At 63.5% G+C, this 16,022-nt stretch carries 12 protein-coding genes; 3 read left to right on the top strand and 9 right to left on the bottom strand.

What is annotated here, in order from left to right; genetic code table 11:
- Positions 1-15: 15 nt before the first annotated feature.
- Entirely contained in the window at positions 16-1,155 is a 1,140-nt protein-coding gene (locus AC1DN9_RS11425) for a M24 family metallopeptidase (RefSeq protein ID WP_478100146.1), read from the bottom strand.
- Between the two features lie 38 nt (positions 1,156-1,193).
- Complete coding sequence (locus AC1DN9_RS11420) at positions 1,194-2,354, bottom strand: mandelate racemase/muconate lactonizing enzyme family protein (RefSeq protein ID WP_478100145.1); 1,161 nt, start codon at positions 2,352-2,354, stop codon at positions 1,194-1,196.
- A gap of 152 nt (positions 2,355-2,506) precedes the next feature.
- Between AC1DN9_RS11420 and AC1DN9_RS11415 the strand changes: the two genes are divergently transcribed.
- Positions 2,507-2,806, top strand: a complete 300-nt coding sequence (locus tag AC1DN9_RS11415; protein WP_478100144.1) for a hypothetical protein — start codon at positions 2,507-2,509, stop codon at positions 2,804-2,806.
- Between the two features lie 64 nt (positions 2,807-2,870).
- Here AC1DN9_RS11415 and AC1DN9_RS11410 read toward each other — a convergent pair whose 3' ends face one another.
- From AC1DN9_RS11410 to AC1DN9_RS11400, 3 genes are read right to left on the bottom strand one after another with little or no spacing between them, the layout of a single operon-like run.
- Positions 2,871-3,473 (bottom strand): N-acetyltransferase family protein, encoded by a 603-nt coding sequence (locus AC1DN9_RS11410; RefSeq protein WP_478100143.1) that lies wholly within the window; start codon positions 3,471-3,473, stop codon positions 2,871-2,873.
- A complete protein-coding gene (locus tag AC1DN9_RS11405; protein ID WP_478100141.1) occupies positions 3,470-4,570 on the bottom strand; it encodes a PHA/PHB synthase family protein in 1,101 nt (366 codons plus the stop codon). The genes AC1DN9_RS11410 and AC1DN9_RS11405 overlap by 4 nt, the downstream gene beginning before the upstream one ends.
- 3 nt (positions 4,571-4,573) lie before the next feature.
- Entirely contained in the window at positions 4,574-4,990 is a 417-nt protein-coding gene (locus AC1DN9_RS11400; RefSeq protein WP_478100139.1) for a hypothetical protein, read from the bottom strand.
- Between the two features lie 151 nt (positions 4,991-5,141).
- Here AC1DN9_RS11400 and AC1DN9_RS11395 point away from each other — a divergent pair, with 151 nt between their 5' ends.
- Both AC1DN9_RS11395 and AC1DN9_RS11390 read left to right on the top strand, forming a co-directional pair.
- Positions 5,142-7,529 carry a penicillin-binding protein 1A gene (locus AC1DN9_RS11395; protein WP_478100138.1) on the top strand — a complete coding sequence of 796 codons (2,388 nt, stop codon included), beginning with the start codon at positions 5,142-5,144 and terminating at the stop codon, positions 7,527-7,529.
- A gap of 79 nt (positions 7,530-7,608) precedes the next feature.
- Positions 7,609-8,655 carry a Gfo/Idh/MocA family protein gene (locus AC1DN9_RS11390; RefSeq protein WP_478100136.1) on the top strand — a complete coding sequence of 349 codons (1,047 nt, stop codon included), beginning with the start codon at positions 7,609-7,611 and terminating at the stop codon, positions 8,653-8,655.
- A gap of 21 nt (positions 8,656-8,676) precedes the next feature.
- Here AC1DN9_RS11390 and AC1DN9_RS11385 read toward each other — a convergent pair whose 3' ends face one another.
- Genes AC1DN9_RS11385 through AC1DN9_RS11370 form a run of 4 tightly spaced genes read right to left on the bottom strand, consistent with a single transcriptional unit; the run spans position 8,677 to position 15,952 of the window.
- The gene (locus tag AC1DN9_RS11385; protein ID WP_478100134.1) at positions 8,677-10,035 is read right to left on the bottom strand and encodes a sigma-54-dependent transcriptional regulator; all 1,359 of its coding nucleotides are present in this window, start codon (positions 10,033-10,035) and stop codon (positions 8,677-8,679) included.
- On the bottom strand, positions 10,032-11,876 hold the full coding sequence (locus AC1DN9_RS11380) for a sensor histidine kinase (protein ID WP_478100132.1): 1,845 nt from the start codon (positions 11,874-11,876) through the stop codon (positions 10,032-10,034). The genes AC1DN9_RS11385 and AC1DN9_RS11380 overlap by 4 nt, the downstream gene beginning before the upstream one ends.
- A gap of 54 nt (positions 11,877-11,930) precedes the next feature.
- Positions 11,931-14,633, bottom strand: coding sequence for a CoA-binding protein (locus AC1DN9_RS11375; RefSeq protein WP_478100130.1), 2,703 nt, complete (start codon positions 14,631-14,633; stop codon positions 11,931-11,933).
- 32 nt (positions 14,634-14,665) lie between these two features.
- Positions 14,666-15,952 carry an ATP citrate lyase citrate-binding domain-containing protein gene (locus AC1DN9_RS11370; protein WP_478100128.1) on the bottom strand — a complete coding sequence of 429 codons (1,287 nt, stop codon included), beginning with the start codon at positions 15,950-15,952 and terminating at the stop codon, positions 14,666-14,668.
- Between the last annotated feature and the right edge of the window lie 70 nt (positions 15,953-16,022).

The following is a 16,022-nucleotide window of genomic DNA, read 5'->3' as shown; positions in this document are numbered from 1 at the left end:
TTCCAGTGTTGATGTTCAGCCTTTGACAACCAGCAGCTTGTCGGTGTCGGCGTAGTCGGACAACAGTTCGCAGCCGTTGGCGGTGACGAGCAGCATGTCCTTGTTCTGCATGCCGAACCCGAAGCCGGTTTCGTAGCACAGCGGCTCGAAGCCCAGGACCATGCCTTCCTCGATCACGGCGTCGCTGCCAGGCCGGCCGAGGATAGGCGTCTTTCCGAGGTAGGGATCTTCATGCAGGTGCAGGCCGATGCCGTGCCCGACGAAAGAAATCGGCGGCAGGTCCACTTCGGCGAGTTTCGCGATGAATGCATCGTAGATGGCGCGGCAGCTTGCGCCGGGCTTTACCAGCTCCATGATCCGGTACTTGCAGTCGACGAGGTGCTGCCAGATCCGCTCCGCATGCGGAGGCGCCTCCTGTACGACGGCGGTGCGGCACACCCCCGCCTGGTAACCGTCGATCACCGAGAAGATCTCGATGCGGCAGACGTCACGCGGCTTGAGCCTGCGTTCGCTCGGGCCCACGTTCGGCAGCACACTGCGTTCGCCCGTCGCGATGATCATGAGCTTGAAATGCTCCGCGCCCAGCGCATAGACGTTGCGGGTCAGGTGCCCCGCGATGTCCATCTCCGAATCGCCGGCCTTGACGGATGCCAGCGCATCGGTGATGGCCTGGTCGGCGATGCGTGACAGACGGCGCAGCAAGGCGATCTCTTCTGGTGTCTTGATCTGGCGCAGCCGCGCGAGGATGTGTTCGCAGCGTTCGAAGCGGGCCTCCGGCAATGCCTTCTGCAGGCGCGCAAGATCGCCGGCGGGAAGGTAGTCCATCTCGATGCCGATGCGCGCCTCGCCGAGTCCGAGCTTCTTCAACTGGTCCGCCAGGACCAGCATCGCGTCGTCGGTGAACTCAGCCCAGATGCGCGTGGGCACGTCCGGCGCTCGCCGCTTGACCGTGCTGGCTTCCATGTCGACCGAGAACAATTCGGTCTTGCCATCGACGCGGACGATAGCCATCGCGTGGCGGTGCCGGATCAGCGGTTGCGACGGCACGACAAAGCCCGTTGCATAGGCGTAGTTTTCGGGCGAGCACGACACCATGGCGTCGAGTCCGTTCTCGGCCATGGCCTTGACCTGCCGTTCGATGATTGCTTTGCGCATCTTGAGTTTTCCTGGTGATGAGAGTGGGACGGCGGTGATCAGTCGCGCACCTGGTACTTGTCGACCTTTCCGAGATCGACATCGATGCCCATGCCCGGAGCGGTCGGGACCTCGATGGCACCATCCACGAGCTTCATGGGGGCGACGATCAGGTCGTCGCGGTAATAGATGCCGCCGACCTGGCCCTTCTGCCATTCGGCCGGCGTTGACACGGGAACGACGCACGACAGCGTGGCAGCTGGCGCCGCGGCGGCCAGATGGATGTTTGCGAGATTGCCGACGCCTGTCTCGACGGATCCGTTGACGTTGCAGATGATCCCGGCAGCCCTGCAGACAGCGGCCACCTCCATGGCCTTGTAGAGACCGCCGGGCTTGGTGGTGTAGATCGACACGATCTGCGCGGCACGGTGCTCGCTGATCTGGATGACATCGTGGGCGTTCCAGGCCGACTCGTCCGCCATGACCGGCGGGTCGATGGCGCGCGCCACTTCGGCAATGCGCTCGATGCCCATGACGGGTTGCTCGACATACTTGAGCCGATACTTCTCCATCGCGCGCACCGTGGAGATGGCCTCGCCAGGGGTGCGATAGCCTTCGTTGGCATCGACGCAGAGCTCGACGTCTTCGCCCACCGCGCCACGGACGGTGCGCACCATGTCGATGTCGCGCTTCGCATCAACGCCGATCTTGATCTTGATCGTCTTGATGCCCTCGGCGGCGACCTGCGCCACTTCCTTCTCCGCCTCCGCGATCGAGATCAGGCCGATGGAATGCGTGACCGGGATACGGGACCGCACCCTGCCCCCCAGCAACATGTGCACCGGCAATTCCAGCCAGCGCCCTGTGACGTCGTAGGCGGCGAAGTCGACCGCGGCCTTGGCGTAGGGATATCCGCGGACCACGGCGTCCATGCGGGCGTGCATTTCGGCGAAGTTTCCGAGCTCGACGCCGAGTAACGACGGCGCGAGGTACTTCTCGATCACCAGCTTGGCGATCGCCGTGGATTCGCCGAAGTAGCGGCCGAACTCCCCGCCCCAGTCTTTCAGGGCTGGCGCCTCTCCCCACCCGACGCGGCCGTCGCTGTCCGTCATCCTGATGAGCAAGTAACGGCCGATGGACTCCGTCAGGCCCGTCCACTTGTGCTCGCGCCGCGTCGGAAGCTGGACGAGAACTGTCTCTATGGTTTGAATCGTTGGCATGTTTCGGCTCCTCGCGTATCAGCTCGCGCGTGTCGAACAGACCATCTGCCGACGTGCGAAGAATACTGTGATCACAGTTTGTGATCAAGTAGAATTCTTGTCAATACGCGAATCCCTTGAGGGAGGCGATAACGCAGCACGAGTGCAAAACCATGATTGTTGAGATCACCAACTACTACGCCTTGCCCGGAAGGGCGGATGCCGTGCTGGCGCAACGCCGGCATGCCAGCGCAATCAGGACACGCCTGGGATTGCCGGCAGGTCGGATCTTCACGAAGCTTGAAGGCCCTGGTCCCGACGTTCGGTGGGAATGCGTGTTCGAGACGCCCTCAGCCTATGAGGCGGACATGGCCGCCCGCGCGGCGTGCGATGAATTTGCCGTGGCTCGACAGGCAATGCATCTGCTGCTGGAAAGGTTCGAGCGGCATATCGAAGCGACGGCGGTCGAATAGCATCGTCCGCGGGCACGAAGTTCAACGTGTCCTCTCCGTGCATCGACGAGTAGGACCGCGCGAGTCATCCGCCGAGCGCTTCACTCAGGCCATACAACACATTGCGGACCACCACTGCGCCCACGTCGTGGCTCAGCAGCACCAGATCGTGCCGTCTGCCCTCTCGGTCGGCCACGTGATTGCCGAGCAGCGCTTCGGCCCGGAATCCCAGTTCCTCGAAGACGGCGATCGCGGCGCGCTGGTCGGTGGTCATCTGCGCCACGAGCTTCGTGAGCCCGAGTTCGAGAGCCTGCGCAAAGCACTCCTGGATCAGCACCCGGCCGAGCCCCTTGCCGCGCCACGCGGGCGACACCAGCACGCGCAGCTCGCCCACGTGGCGCGACCAGCTCAGCGCGTCGGTAAAGATCGCGGTGCACCCGACCATCACGTCGCCGTCGCGCGCGACGAGACTCGTCAGTTCTCCCGCGTCGATCGATCGCATCCAGGCATCGACGACCTTCGGGTGGCTGATGTCGCGTTGCAGGAACAGCAGGTCGTGCGCCGGCAGTGTCGCAACGAACGCAACCAGCGCGTCGCGATCGCCGCTGCGCATGCGCGCGATGTCGACGGGTGAATCGCCGCATTCGATGCGGCGCGGGTAGTTGCGCAATGCTTCTACTTCTGTCATGTCGAACGTCCTTGCAGCCATGAATCGAGTGCCGGCCACATCCGCTTGACCGCGTTGGGCCCGGCGGCAATGCTGATGTGACCGCCCGGCAGCACGAGTTGCTCCTTGTCGTCGGAACCGACACGCTCGACCAGCGGGCGCGCACAGTCCGGCGGCACGATGTGGTCGAACTGCGCCACCACATGCAGCAGAGGCACCGTGATCTTTCCGAGATCGACCCGTCGCCCGCCAATGTGCAAGGTCCCCTCGTACAGGGCGTTCTTCCGCAGCAACTCGTGCGTCGTCTGGCGGAAGTAGCCGCCCGGTAGCGGCAAGGTATCGTTGCCCCAGCGCTCCATCATCCGGAAGCCCTTGACGAACTGGTCGTTCCACAGGTTGTCCCAGAGCCTGACCTGCCCGGCGATGCGACTGGCGGGACGCAGCGCGTCGAAGCCGGCGACGACGATGTCCGAGGGCACGACGCCCACGCGGTCGACGAACCGGTCCACGTCGAAATGGCGCGGGTCCGACAGCGATCGGAACAGCTCCATTTTCGTGAAATCGATCGGCGTGGTGAAGCAGACCAGGTTCTTCACGGGCCCATCGGGATGCAGGGCCTGATGGATGGCCGACAGCATGCCGCCCGCGCAATAGCCGACCAGGGTCACGTCCTGCTCGCCCGAATCCTCCTGAACGCGGCGGATGCAGTCCGGAATGAAATCGAGCACATAGTTCTCGATCTTCAAGTCGCGTTCACTGTCGTCCGGCGCGTTCCAGTCGATCAGGTAGATGTCGTAGCCGCGCGAAAGCAGGTATTCGATCAAGCTCTGCCCCGGCGCCAGATCGAGGATGTAGGCCTTGTTGGTCGGCGCCATCACGAACAGCAACGGCACGCGATACACCTCATCGGCCACGGCACGGTAGTGCACCAGTTCGAGCGTGCCGCGGCTGTGCAGCACACGCTTGGGTGTGCCGCCGACCGCGGGCGGGGGCGCCCCCAGCAGTTCGATGCTCTTGAAGCCACGCTGGACGGCGCGCTCGACCTCCAGACGCAAGCGTTCGGTCAACGCCGGATCGGGCGTCCTGACGGCGGGTGAAGCGGTGGTCTGTGTGGCCATCGTTCAGGCCTTGCTCTTTCGGGAGCTACGACGCGCGGGGCTCGCTGCCGCTCGGACGGCCGGCGCAGCCTTCACCGCCGGTGTCGGTGCTTCGCCAGGCGGTCTGCGTGTACGCGCGGGYCTCGATGCAACTGGTTCCGGCGGCAACAACCGATCGAGCTTTTCTTCGATGCGGCGCAGCGAAGCCGCGAGCTCGCCAACCTCCTTGCGGCTGGGCAGGTTGGCCTTCTCCAGATACTTCTCGATCAACTTCTCGAGCATCTGCTGCATGCCCATCGAGACCGTCGAGAACTGGTGCAGCGAGCGAGCGACCTCCTGGTTGCCGAGGCCACCGGTCGCGAGCGAGTTGACGTCCTTCTCGAGTCTGGTCACGGCGTCCCGCCACATCTGCAGCGGATCGCCAAGGAACGAGCTTGCCATTTCGCATCTCCTGTCTCCCGCACGGCCGAGAGGCCTCGGCCGGGCTGCAAATGGTAATCCTCGTGGCCGACTTTGTGGACGTCCAGGCGCGGATACGCGCGACAGCGGCATTTTCGGCGACACTGCGCAACTGAGCTATTTGCTTGCTGTCATGGCCGATCGACCGCATTTTTCGGAACACGCCGACAAGCCGGTTTCAAGATCCTGGCGATCCTGGCTCCTGCGCGTGGTGTTTTGGCTCACCGGGCTGGTCTTGGCGGGGGCGCTGGCCTTGTCGTTCGTCATATTGACTGCACTGGTGGCCGCCTATCCGAACCTGCCGGAAATTTCCGAGCTTCAGGACTACCGACCGAAGCTGCCGCTGCGTGTGTTCTCGTCAGAAGGCATTCTGATTGGCGAATTTGGTGAAGAGCGCCGCGAATTCACGCCGATCTCGGCAATTCCCAAGCTGATGAAGGACGCCGTGCTGGCGGCCGAGGACGCGCGCTTTTATGACCACAACGGGGTCGACTTCAAAGGCCTTGTGCGTGCCGGGGTCGCAAACTTGAACAAAGTGAGGAGCCAGGGTGCCTCGACCATCACCATGCAGGTGGCGCGCAACGCATACCTGAGTTCGGAGAAAACGGTGACCCGCAAGGTCTACGAGGTCCTGCTCACGTTCAAGTTGGAGCAACTCCTTTCCAAGGATCAGATCTTCGAGATCTACCTCAATCAGATCTACCTGGGCAAGCGGGCGTACGGCTTCGCCGCGGCCTCGGAGGCCTATTTCGGCAAGCCGCTCAAGGACATCTCCATCGCGCAAGCCGCGATGCTGGCGGGCCTGCCCAAAGCGCCCGGCGCCAACAACCCGGCCAACAATCCTGCGCGGGCGCGAGAACGCGAACTCTATGTGATCGACCGGATGCAGGAGAACGGTTTCATCACGCCTGAGCAGGCAGCGCAAGCCAGGGAAGAGAAGCTTCGCTTGCGCGACGCCCCGGACCCCGTCAGCCTGCACGCCGAATATGTCGCCGAAACTGCGCGACAACTGATCTACGCGCAGTATGGCGAAGCCACCTATACCCGGGGCCTCAGGGTCTACACCTCGATCTCGGCGGTCGATCAAACGGCCGCCTACAAGGCCCTGCGCGACGGAATCATGGGTTACGAGCGAACCCAGGTCTACCGTGGACCCGAAAAATTCATCGAACTGCCCGGCGATCCGAAAGAACGCGACGACGCGATCGACAACGTGCTTGCAGAGCACCCCGACAACGGCGACCTGATTGCTGCCGTGGTGCTCAAGGCCAGTGCCAAAGAGGTCACGGCCGTCCGTGCGAACGGCGAGACCTTGCACATCATCGGAGACGGACTGCGGCCTGTGCAATCGGGCCTGTCGGACAAGGCTCCGCGCAACATCATGATCCGTCGCGGGGCGGTCATCCGCCTTGCGAAGACGCCGAAAGACTTGTGGGAGATCACCCAGCTACCCGAGGTCGAAGGCGCATTCGTCGCCATGGATCCGCGCGACGGCGCCATCAAGGCGATGGTGGGCGGCTTCGATTTCGGCAAGAACAAGTTCAATCATGTCACGCAGGCGTGGCGTCAGCCAGGTTCGAGTTTCAAGCCGTTCATCTATTCGGCAGCTCTGGAAAAAGGATTCACGCCAGCCACCGTGGTCAATGATGCCCCGCTCTTCTTCGATGCGGCCACGACAGGCGGGCAACCATGGGCGCCGAAGAACTATGGAGGCACCTTCTCCGGACCGGTACCCCTTCGCACGGCGCTCATGAAGTCCATCAACATGGTCACGCTTCGCGTCGCGCAATCGATCGGTATCCGTTACGCGCAGGACTGGATCACGAATTTCGGCTTCGACCGCGAGAAGCACCCCGCCTATCTGCCCATGGCGATAGGCGCCGGTGCGGTCACGCCCATGCAGATGGCAACGGCCTACTCGGTGTTTGCCAATGGCGGCTATCGCCTCAATCCCTACCTGATCACGCGCATCACGGACCGCAAGGACAAAGTGTTGGTCGAGCCGCGGCCCACACTGCTCAACGAAACGACGCGCGCCATTCCGGAGCGCAATGCTTTCATCATGGACACGCTGCTGCAAAGCGTCGTCAAGGGCGGTACCGGCGCGAAGGCGTATCAAGCGTTCAAGCGCGACGACATCTATGGCAAGACGGGAACCACCAACGACTCGATCGACACCTGGTTCGCAGGCTTCCAACCGACGATGACCGCGATCGCATGGATGGGATACGACACGCCTCGCAGCCTGGGAGACAAAGAGACGGGCAGCAGCCTGAGCCTACCGATCTGGATAAGCTACATGGAGACCGCGATCAAGGGCGTGCCCGTGACTGAGCTTCTGCCGCCCGACGGGGTGGTCCATGTCGGCGGCGAGTGGTACTACGACGACAACGCGCCGGGCCATGAGCTTGCGAATCCAGGGGGGATGTTCACACCCACACCAGCCGAGGCTTCCGCGCCTGTGAAGGAGGAGTCAGTTTCGGACGAACGCAGCCGAATCCTTGACATGTTCCGCAACTAGACTGGGCGCTTCTCCGCCCTGTGCTTGACCTTCATGCGGGCCACGAGGAATTTCTTGCCCCCTGCCTTCCATTGATCTCATGAACACTCCGCCTCTTCGCGTCGGCATCCTCGGCTGTGCCAACATTGCCAAACAGTTCGCGCGAGACGTCGCGCCGAGTCCCACGGTCGACATCGTGGCCGTCGCCAGCCGCAATGCCGAGACAGCCGTGGCCTTCGCATCGGCACAAGGCATTGCCCGTTCGCACGGCACCTATGAGGCCTTGCTGACGGATCCTGGTGTAGACGCCATTTATCTGCCGCTGCCCAACAGCATGCACGCCGAATGGGCCATCAAGGCAGCGGCGGCCGGAAAGCACGTGCTCAGTGAAAAGCCGCTCGCGCTCAATCATGCCGAAGCCCGGTCCATGTTCGATGCGGCCAAGGCGAACGGCGTGATGCTTCTCGAAGCCTATCCCTGGTATTTCCAGCCACAGACCGGCCACCTGGTCGATCTGCTGCGCGACGGGGCCATCGGTTCCGTGCGATCGATCCAGGCGAGCTTCGGGTTCACGCTGCCCAGCCCTCAGACAAACATCCGAATGAAACCGGAGTTGGGCGGCGGCGCGCTGCTGGATGCCGGCAGTTATCCACTGAGCCTGATCCGCCTGGTGATGGGCTGTGCGCCGGAGCGGGTTCTCGCCGATGCCAACTGGGCGGCATCCGGCGTCGACATGAGCGCAACGGCCACGCTCTACTACGCCGACGGCCGGCGTGCGCAACTCTCGTGCGCGATGGACGTCTGCATTCATCGGTTCGCCAGCATCATCGGCACCAACGGCGTGATCACCACCGAGTTCTTGAATCACACCAGCACTGATACCGGAACGCATCCCCACGGGTACCTGCCCAGCCAGATGCGCGTGCGCCGCGGAACGACCGCAACGCCGTTCGAAGACGTCCATGCCGAATCCGGCAGCGGCTTTCGGTTTGCAGCCGAGGCGTTCGCCAAAGTGATCGCGGAAAACGACTTTGCCGCCATCGATCGCGCAGCGGCGGCCAGCATCGACATCGCTGCCACGCTTGAGGCACTGGCCAGAAGTGCGGTCGAAGGACGAGCCGTGTCCCTGGTTGGCCCTCGGCATTGAAATGGCCCGGCGCTGACTCACTCACTCAGCGCCACGAAACTCATCGGTGGCGATCTTGAGGCGCCGCAACTTGTCATAGAGCGTCTGCTTGGGCAGGCCCAATGCCTTTGCGGTGACGGCCACGTCGCCACGATGCCGGCGCAAGGCGTCGGCGATCACCGCACGCTCGAAGTGTTCCACCTGTTCCGGCAAGGTCGCCGCGTCTTCGTTGGGACTCTTCGACAGGTCGAGACGGTCACCCATCAAACCCAACGCGAAGCGGTCCGCGACGTTTCGCAGTTCGCGCACGTTGCCGGGCCACGCATGCGCCATGAGTTCAGCAAGCTGGCTGTTTGTCAGAATTGGCGCGGCACACTCGAAGCGACTCGCAGCCAGCAGCGTGAAGTGTTCGAACAGCACCGGAATGTCCTCGCGACGCTCGCGCAGCGGCGGCAACTCGACGAAGGCGACGCCGAGGCGGTAGTAAAGATCGGCGCGGAACTTCTGCTTGTCACTCAGAAGTTTGAGGTCCTCCTTCGCTGCGGCCACCACCCGGCAGTCGACGGCAATCGGCTTGTTGGTACCGAGGCGTTCAATGCTGCGTTCCTGCAGTGCGCGGAGAAGCTTGATTTGAACCGGCATCGGCATGCTCTCGATCTCGTCGAGAAACAGCGTGCCATGGTGCGCATACTCGAACTTGCCGACGCGCATGCGGGTGGCGCCGGTGAACGCGCCGACCTCGTGGCCGAACAGTTCGCTCTCGACCAGAGCTTCCGACAGTCCGCCGCAATTCAGAGCGACGAAGTGGTTGCGACGACGATCGCTGTGATCGTGCAGGCAACGTGCAACCAGTTCCTTGCCGGTGCCGGTTTCGCCGTAGATGATGACGTCGGCCGATGTCGCAGCGAGTTTGAGCACCGTGCGCCGTACGCGCTCCATCTGCGCCGAGCGGCCGATCATCGCGGCCTGTATGCCGTGCCAGTTTTCGAGTTGCTCATGCAGGGATTGCACTTGCAATGTCAGGCGACGCTTGTCGATGGCGCGTCGCACGACGGCCACCAGGTGGTCCGAGGGAAAGGGCTTCTCGATGAAGTCGTAGGCGCCGTCGCGCATGGCCCGGACCGCCATGGCGATGTCGCCATGCCCCGTGACCAGGATGACAGGCAGGTCGGCGTCGATGGACCGGATGCGGCCCAGCCACTCGGTGCCGCTGATTCCCGGCAAGTTGACGTCGCACAGCACGACAGCCGGCACGCCGGCCGCGATGCGCGGCTGCGCCTCCTCGGCCGCGGCGAAGGCATCGATTTCGAAGCCCGCAAGCTCGAGCGCCTGCTTGCTTCCGAGGCGCACGTCGGCGTCGTCTTCCACAAAAATCACGCGGATGTCGGTCTCGTTGCTCAATTTGAATCCCTTCGCGTTGATGGTGAAGGTGCGAGTGGCATTTCGATCACGAAGCAAGCGCCACCAGTCTCCATGTTTTCGGCTTTCAGGCTACCCCCGAATTCACGGACGATGTGGGCGGAAATCATCAGGCCCAGGCCGAGTCCCTCGCCTGCAGGCTTGGTGGTGGTGAAAGGCTCGAACAGACGCGGCAATACATCCTCGCGGATTCCGGGACCGGTGTCGCTGACGGCGATGCGGCACTGGTCGCCCACTGCACTTGCCTTGACTTGCAGCCGCCTTACCGGCGAGGTCGCCATGGCGTCGCTCGCATTGCCCATCAGGTTGGCAAGAACCTGCTCCAGTCGCGCTTCTTCGGCAAGCACGGCCAACGCCGGCGACTCGATTTGCACATCGAGTTCGACACCGTTTGCGCGCAGCCGGTGAGAAACCAGGAATTTCGCGTTGTTCACGACGGTCAGGATCGCGACAGGCACACGCGGCACCTCGGTCTTGTGGGCGAATGCCTTGAGTTGGTAGGTCAGGCGCCCGAGCCGGTCGACGAGGTGGGCAATGCGCTGCATGTTGCCGCGCGCATCGTCGATGCGTTGCTGGTCGAGCAGCACGCAGGCGTTGTCGGAGAGCGTGCGCATTGCGCCGAGCGGTTGATTGAGTTCATGCACCATCCCGGCCGACATTTGGCCCAGGGCGGCCATCTTGCCCGCGTGCACCAGTTCACTCTGCGTTTGGCGCAGGTCGGTCTCGATGGCCTTGCGGGCCTCGACCTCGTTGGCCAGGAGGGCGTTGGCCCCGAGCAGCTCCGCGGTGCGAAGCTCAACCTTGGTTTCCAGGCTGTCGTGAGCCCGCTGCAGCGCCGCCCGGCTGGCAAGCTTCTGGCGTACTGCGCGCTGCCGTTGCCACAGCAGCACAGCGAACATCCAGATCAGCAACATGCCCAGGGCCGCGACCTCCCATGAGTGCCGGGCGTCGGTCCTGACGGGCATGGTGTCGTCCAGCACCAGCAGCTGCCACTGATTCATGTTGACGGGGCGCGCGGTGACCAGGTAGCTGCGGCCCTCCACGTTGACCAGCGATGTATCCGCGGCAGGCTTCTCATTGATCTTCCAAGCCATCGGCTTCAGCTTGGCGTCGCCATAGGGCCGGGTGCTGGCAATCGCTGCGAGCACTTGCGGCGCCAGGGGTTGAAGCGGCCGGAACCTCCATTCCTCGCGCGACGACAGAATGATCACGCCTCGCTCGTCCACGACCACCACGTCGCCGGGGAATTTGCGCCAGCCACGCTCCATACCCTCCAGGTCGACCTTGACCGTGGCGACGCCGCGCTGCTGGCCGTCCTGCAAGAGTGCAAAGGCGAGGTAGTAGCCCGCGCGCTTGCTCGTCACGCCAACGCCATAGAAGCGCCCGTGCCCGAGCGAGAGCGCATCCTGCACATAGGGGCGAAACGACAGGTCGACGCCGATCGGCGTGCTGACTTCATTCCAGTCCGATGCAGCCACGCCTCGGCCGTTGCTGTCCAGAACGTAGAGCGTCGCGGAACCCGCCGTTGCGTTGATGCCCTGCAAGTATCGATTGACCTCATCGCGCAGCGGCGCGTCGTCCGGTGTCTTGAGCAACTCGAACACGGTGGGCGTCATTTCAAGCAGCGACGGCAGGTAGCCGAAGCGCGCCTGCTCGCCGTCGAGCTGCGTTGTGATCATGTCGAGGCGATGCCGGGCGGCCTCGCCAAGGCGCTCCAGGCCGGACCGCATCGCTGCGCCATTGACAAGCAGCGCCGCGGCAACGGTGAAGGCTAGCGCTGCGCCGAGTGCGAGCAGCGGAGGCTTGACTTTCAAACGCCTCAAGTTGTCTCCAAAAGGTGCGTTCCAGCCGAGTTTGGCACGGACGCGGTTCTCCTCCTAGGCCACGAAGACGCACCGCGACGCGGGCGTGCGCGTGTCCATGTTGCGGCCGCGGTTCATGTGGTCGTCGATCTCGGCGGCACAGCCCAGCATGCGCGGATACAGGAAGATGGTGAAGGCCGCGGTCTCCAGCGCATCGCCGCTGTATTCACCCTTGAGATAAGGCTGCCACAGCATCTTCAGCAGCAAGGCCGCGATCACTGCGTCGATGTTCACGCAATAGACGTTGCGCGACACGCCGGCTTCGAACAACGTCTGCACCAGCGTGCTGTAGAAATCGTGGAAGACGTTGTACTCGCCGCGGCGGGCGAGCAACTCGCGGATGAAAACTTCACGCGGGTCGTGATTGACTGGCTTGTCCTTGAACACCGGATGATTCACGCCGGGGATCTTCTGGATGTCCAGGCTGCCGCTGGTCTTCTTGTCGGACTTGTACTGCGCGTAGGCGTTGACATAGCGCAGCGCGAGTGCCTTCAGATCGATGCCGTGTGCGGGGTCACTCGGGTCGGTCAGGCCTGAGTCCTTGAACTGCTCGATCAGGAACGCAATGCCTTCGAAACCGTTGCCGCCATGCGCAAAGCCGGTGTGGGTCAGGAAGCCGATCAAGGCCTTGTTCAACTGAACGCGCTCCGGGTCTTCCGGGCCGTCCGCCGACACAGCGCCTTTGGCGCCCTGCGCCGAAATCGTGCCCGGCCCGTTGGATAGCAGCAAGCCCACCAGCAACTGGAAACCATGGAGGTCGCTGGCGTTCGGCTTGAGGCCGAACAAGGCGGTGAAGGCGATTTCGCTGATGGGGCGACGCTCGAGGATGTCTGCAGAAGGGATGCCGCAGAAGCTGTCGGGCCCATGCTGATCGGCTGCGACCGACGCGCCGATCAGCGTGCCGAACAGATGCATCCACCAGGGCAGGCTTTCTGCCGTGAGGCGCGAGACGCGCTTGCGCATCAGCGGCCCCCAGGCCAGCGTCGTCGTGATGGCGGCCAACATCGCATCCGCGGTGGGGTAGCCCGGCAAGCTTTCGAGGTAGCGTGCGAAAACCGATTTGGCGCCGCGCGAGCGCAGGCCCGCCAGCATCGACTGCGCGGCTGCATCGGGCTCGGTCGCGGTGAAGAGGCTGGTATCGGCGATCCGGACCTTGCCGGTGTCGAAAGTCTCGTCGAGCGCGTCGGTCAGGCCGGCCGTGGCAAAGCCTTCGATCAATGCGGCGACTGCCTTGCGCGCGCGGATCTGGCAACGCGGACCCACGATGCTCGCCGCTGCAGCCAACACGCTGTTGGGTGCATTGCCGGCTTCGCGTGCCGCCTGGGCCGCTGCGAGCGCTGGCTTGCCATGCAGATTGAGATGGGCACCGATCGCGACGTTGATCAATGCCCGGTCGTTCACGCCGCCCGCCTCGTGCAGCAGCGACAAGCTCACATTGGCTTCGAATGGGTACTGCGCCGCATCGAGCATCGATGCGCCATGGAGGCTGGTCACCTGCGACTTGGGGTCCATCTGCGATGCGCCCGACGCGTCCTTCATGGTCTGGCGCGGCAACACCGCGCCGATCTGCCGGTTCAGCGCCGCGATCTGAAGCCCATAAGGCGCGGGTGCTTCCACGGTTGGAAGATCGAGCGCGACGGGCACCTGCAGGCCGCGATGGCTGTTGAACCAGCTCTTGAGCGCCAGGCTGCCTTCGGGTTCGAAGTCGGGTCGGCACGCGTTCTCGCGCATGACGGCGGTCAGCGCGGCGGGAATGTGGGCGATGTTCGTCACCACCGCACCCTTCGACGAAACCACAGGATCATCGGGCGTGAAGATCCGGTCCAGCCCGAACTTGTCGAGGAACCATTGCTCCTTCGATGCCGCGTCGTCCGCACCGCCCGCCATGGCGCCGGCGTGACCGACAGCGCGCGTGAGTTGCGACTTCCAGCGTCCCACGACGCAGGCCACCACTGGCTTGGTGAAGTGGGCGTCGAGTTCGTAGTAGCCGCCCGGCTCCACATACAGCACGGCCGCCTTGCTGCGGCTGTCGTTGGCGAGTGCGAACGCGAACTCGGGCGCCGCGAACTGGATGTAGACGTCCTTGCCGCTGGAGATGGCGGTGGTCGTGCCCCACCCCGCCATGCGCAGGTAGGTTGCGATGGTCGTCGTGAAGTTGCCGGAGTTCGAGTAGATCGCGATCGAGCCGCGCCGCAACGCTTCCTCGGGGCTGTCGCCGCCGAGTGCGCCGCCGATGCGCACCTGATTCCAGGTGTCCGCCACGCCGAGGCTGTTGCCGCCGAAGATGTCGACGCCGTTGGCCTGACCCATGGCGCGGATCTCGCGCGAGTCGCTCACAGCCAGCTTCTCGGTGACGATGAAGATCTTCTTCAGTTCCGGATTCACGCGGATCAATTCGGCCACACCGTCGCGCGCCGCCGAGGGCGGCAGGTAGATCACGCCGCAGTTGAAGCGATGTCCGGCGTTCAGGCCTTCGAGCACGTTGTTGTAGACGGGCACGTTGCCCATCGACGTTTCGAGGACTTGGCCCGCGCGTCCGGGCGACGTGCCGAAAACGACGTTGCCGCCCGAGTACACATGGCCGACCGGAGTGACCTCGCTGGACTCGCCGCCGAGGATGTTGAGCACGCACACCCGGTCTTCACGGGTGGCGATCTGTGCGAGGGAACTCACGCCGACGAAATACTTGAACTCGCCGACGCCTTGCTTGTTGTACATGGTGATCTCCTGGAGAGTGTTGGGGGTTGCGGTCAGGCGGCTTGCAGCGCGTTCATGCCGAGGCGGGCGGCGATCTGCTCGCGTCCGCCTGCCTTCATCCATTCGTCGATCTGCCTGGCGTACTGCACCACTTCACTCATGTCCGAATCGAAGCCGAAGAAGTTGTAGGGCACGCCGAGCGCGTCGAGCGTGTCGCGCATCGCGCCCATGCCTCGAACCAGGTTGGGTCCGCCACGGCCGATCACCACATACAGGGGCGTCGGTCCATGCTGGCTGAAGTGCTCGCGCAGCGCGTCGGCCATGGCGCGGAAGGTTTCGAAGATGTCGGTGTTGTTCGACTTGCCGCCGATGATGAACAGCACGTTGGTCTGCTTGATCCAGTGCTTGAAGCAGATGCGAGCCACCTCCTTCATCTTCTCGTAGGGTGGGTTGCCGCCGAAGTCCGAAGAGATGATGGCCTGGTCGCCCAGCATTTGCGTGACCAGCGAGTTGGCGCCGCCGCCGAACGTGGGCGCGAGGATGGTGCCGCGCGAGTTGATCACGTACACATCGCTTTGGCCCTGGTAGGTGCGCAGCTGATTGATCTCCTGCTCGAAATCGGAGTAGTCGACCGCGAAAAGGCTGTTCGGCAGGTTGAGGCGTTGCCAGCGCGGATCGTCGCGGTCGAAGCCGCACTTGAAGTCGCAGGCGATTGGCGTGAGACGGCCCTTCTTGTCCTCGCGCATGCGGATCGGGTTGAGCTCCAGCGTGGTCATGCCGAAGTCGTGATACAGCTCCCACAGCTTGGGCAACTGCTGCACCAGCGGCGAGATGATCTGCTTGGGCGCACCGAGCGCCGACAGTGCATTGGCGACCACGAAGGCCTTGAGGCCGGTCAGCGGATCGAAGGGAATCTGCACGATCTGCGTCTTGTCGAGCTCCTCGATGTCCATGCCGCCGTGATGCGTGAGCGTCATCGTCGGCGCGCGGAAATGCGTGGAGTCGGTGATCGAGAAATAGATCTCGTGCTCGGCCGGCACGCCGGCTTCGAAGGTCACGCCATTGGCCTTGGAGACGACGTTGCCGACGCGGTGCTCGACGAAGTAGAGGCGCTCCTTTTCGGCCAGCGCAGTCTTCAGGTCCTTCGCCTTGCCGATCAGGCCGGCCTTGCCCTTCTTGCCGACGCCGCCCTTGAACACCGGCTTGATGAAGATCAGCTTGTGCTTGTCGAGCATCGCCTTGATCTCTTCCTCGCTGGCGCTTGGCCCCAGGACCTCGGTCGTCGGGAACCCGACGAACTGGAGCATTTTGGCTCCGTGCAACATACCTGTAACTTGCATGACGACTCCATAGAAACAAAGAGGGAAATAGAGGAAAAGCGTGGCGCGCCTGGGAAGGCGCGTCAGGTAC

The organism is Variovorax sp. 05L425 (assembly GCF_056397705.1).
The sequence above is the reverse complement of the archived record's forward strand: the minus strand, read 5'-3'. Positions and strand labels throughout refer to the sequence as shown.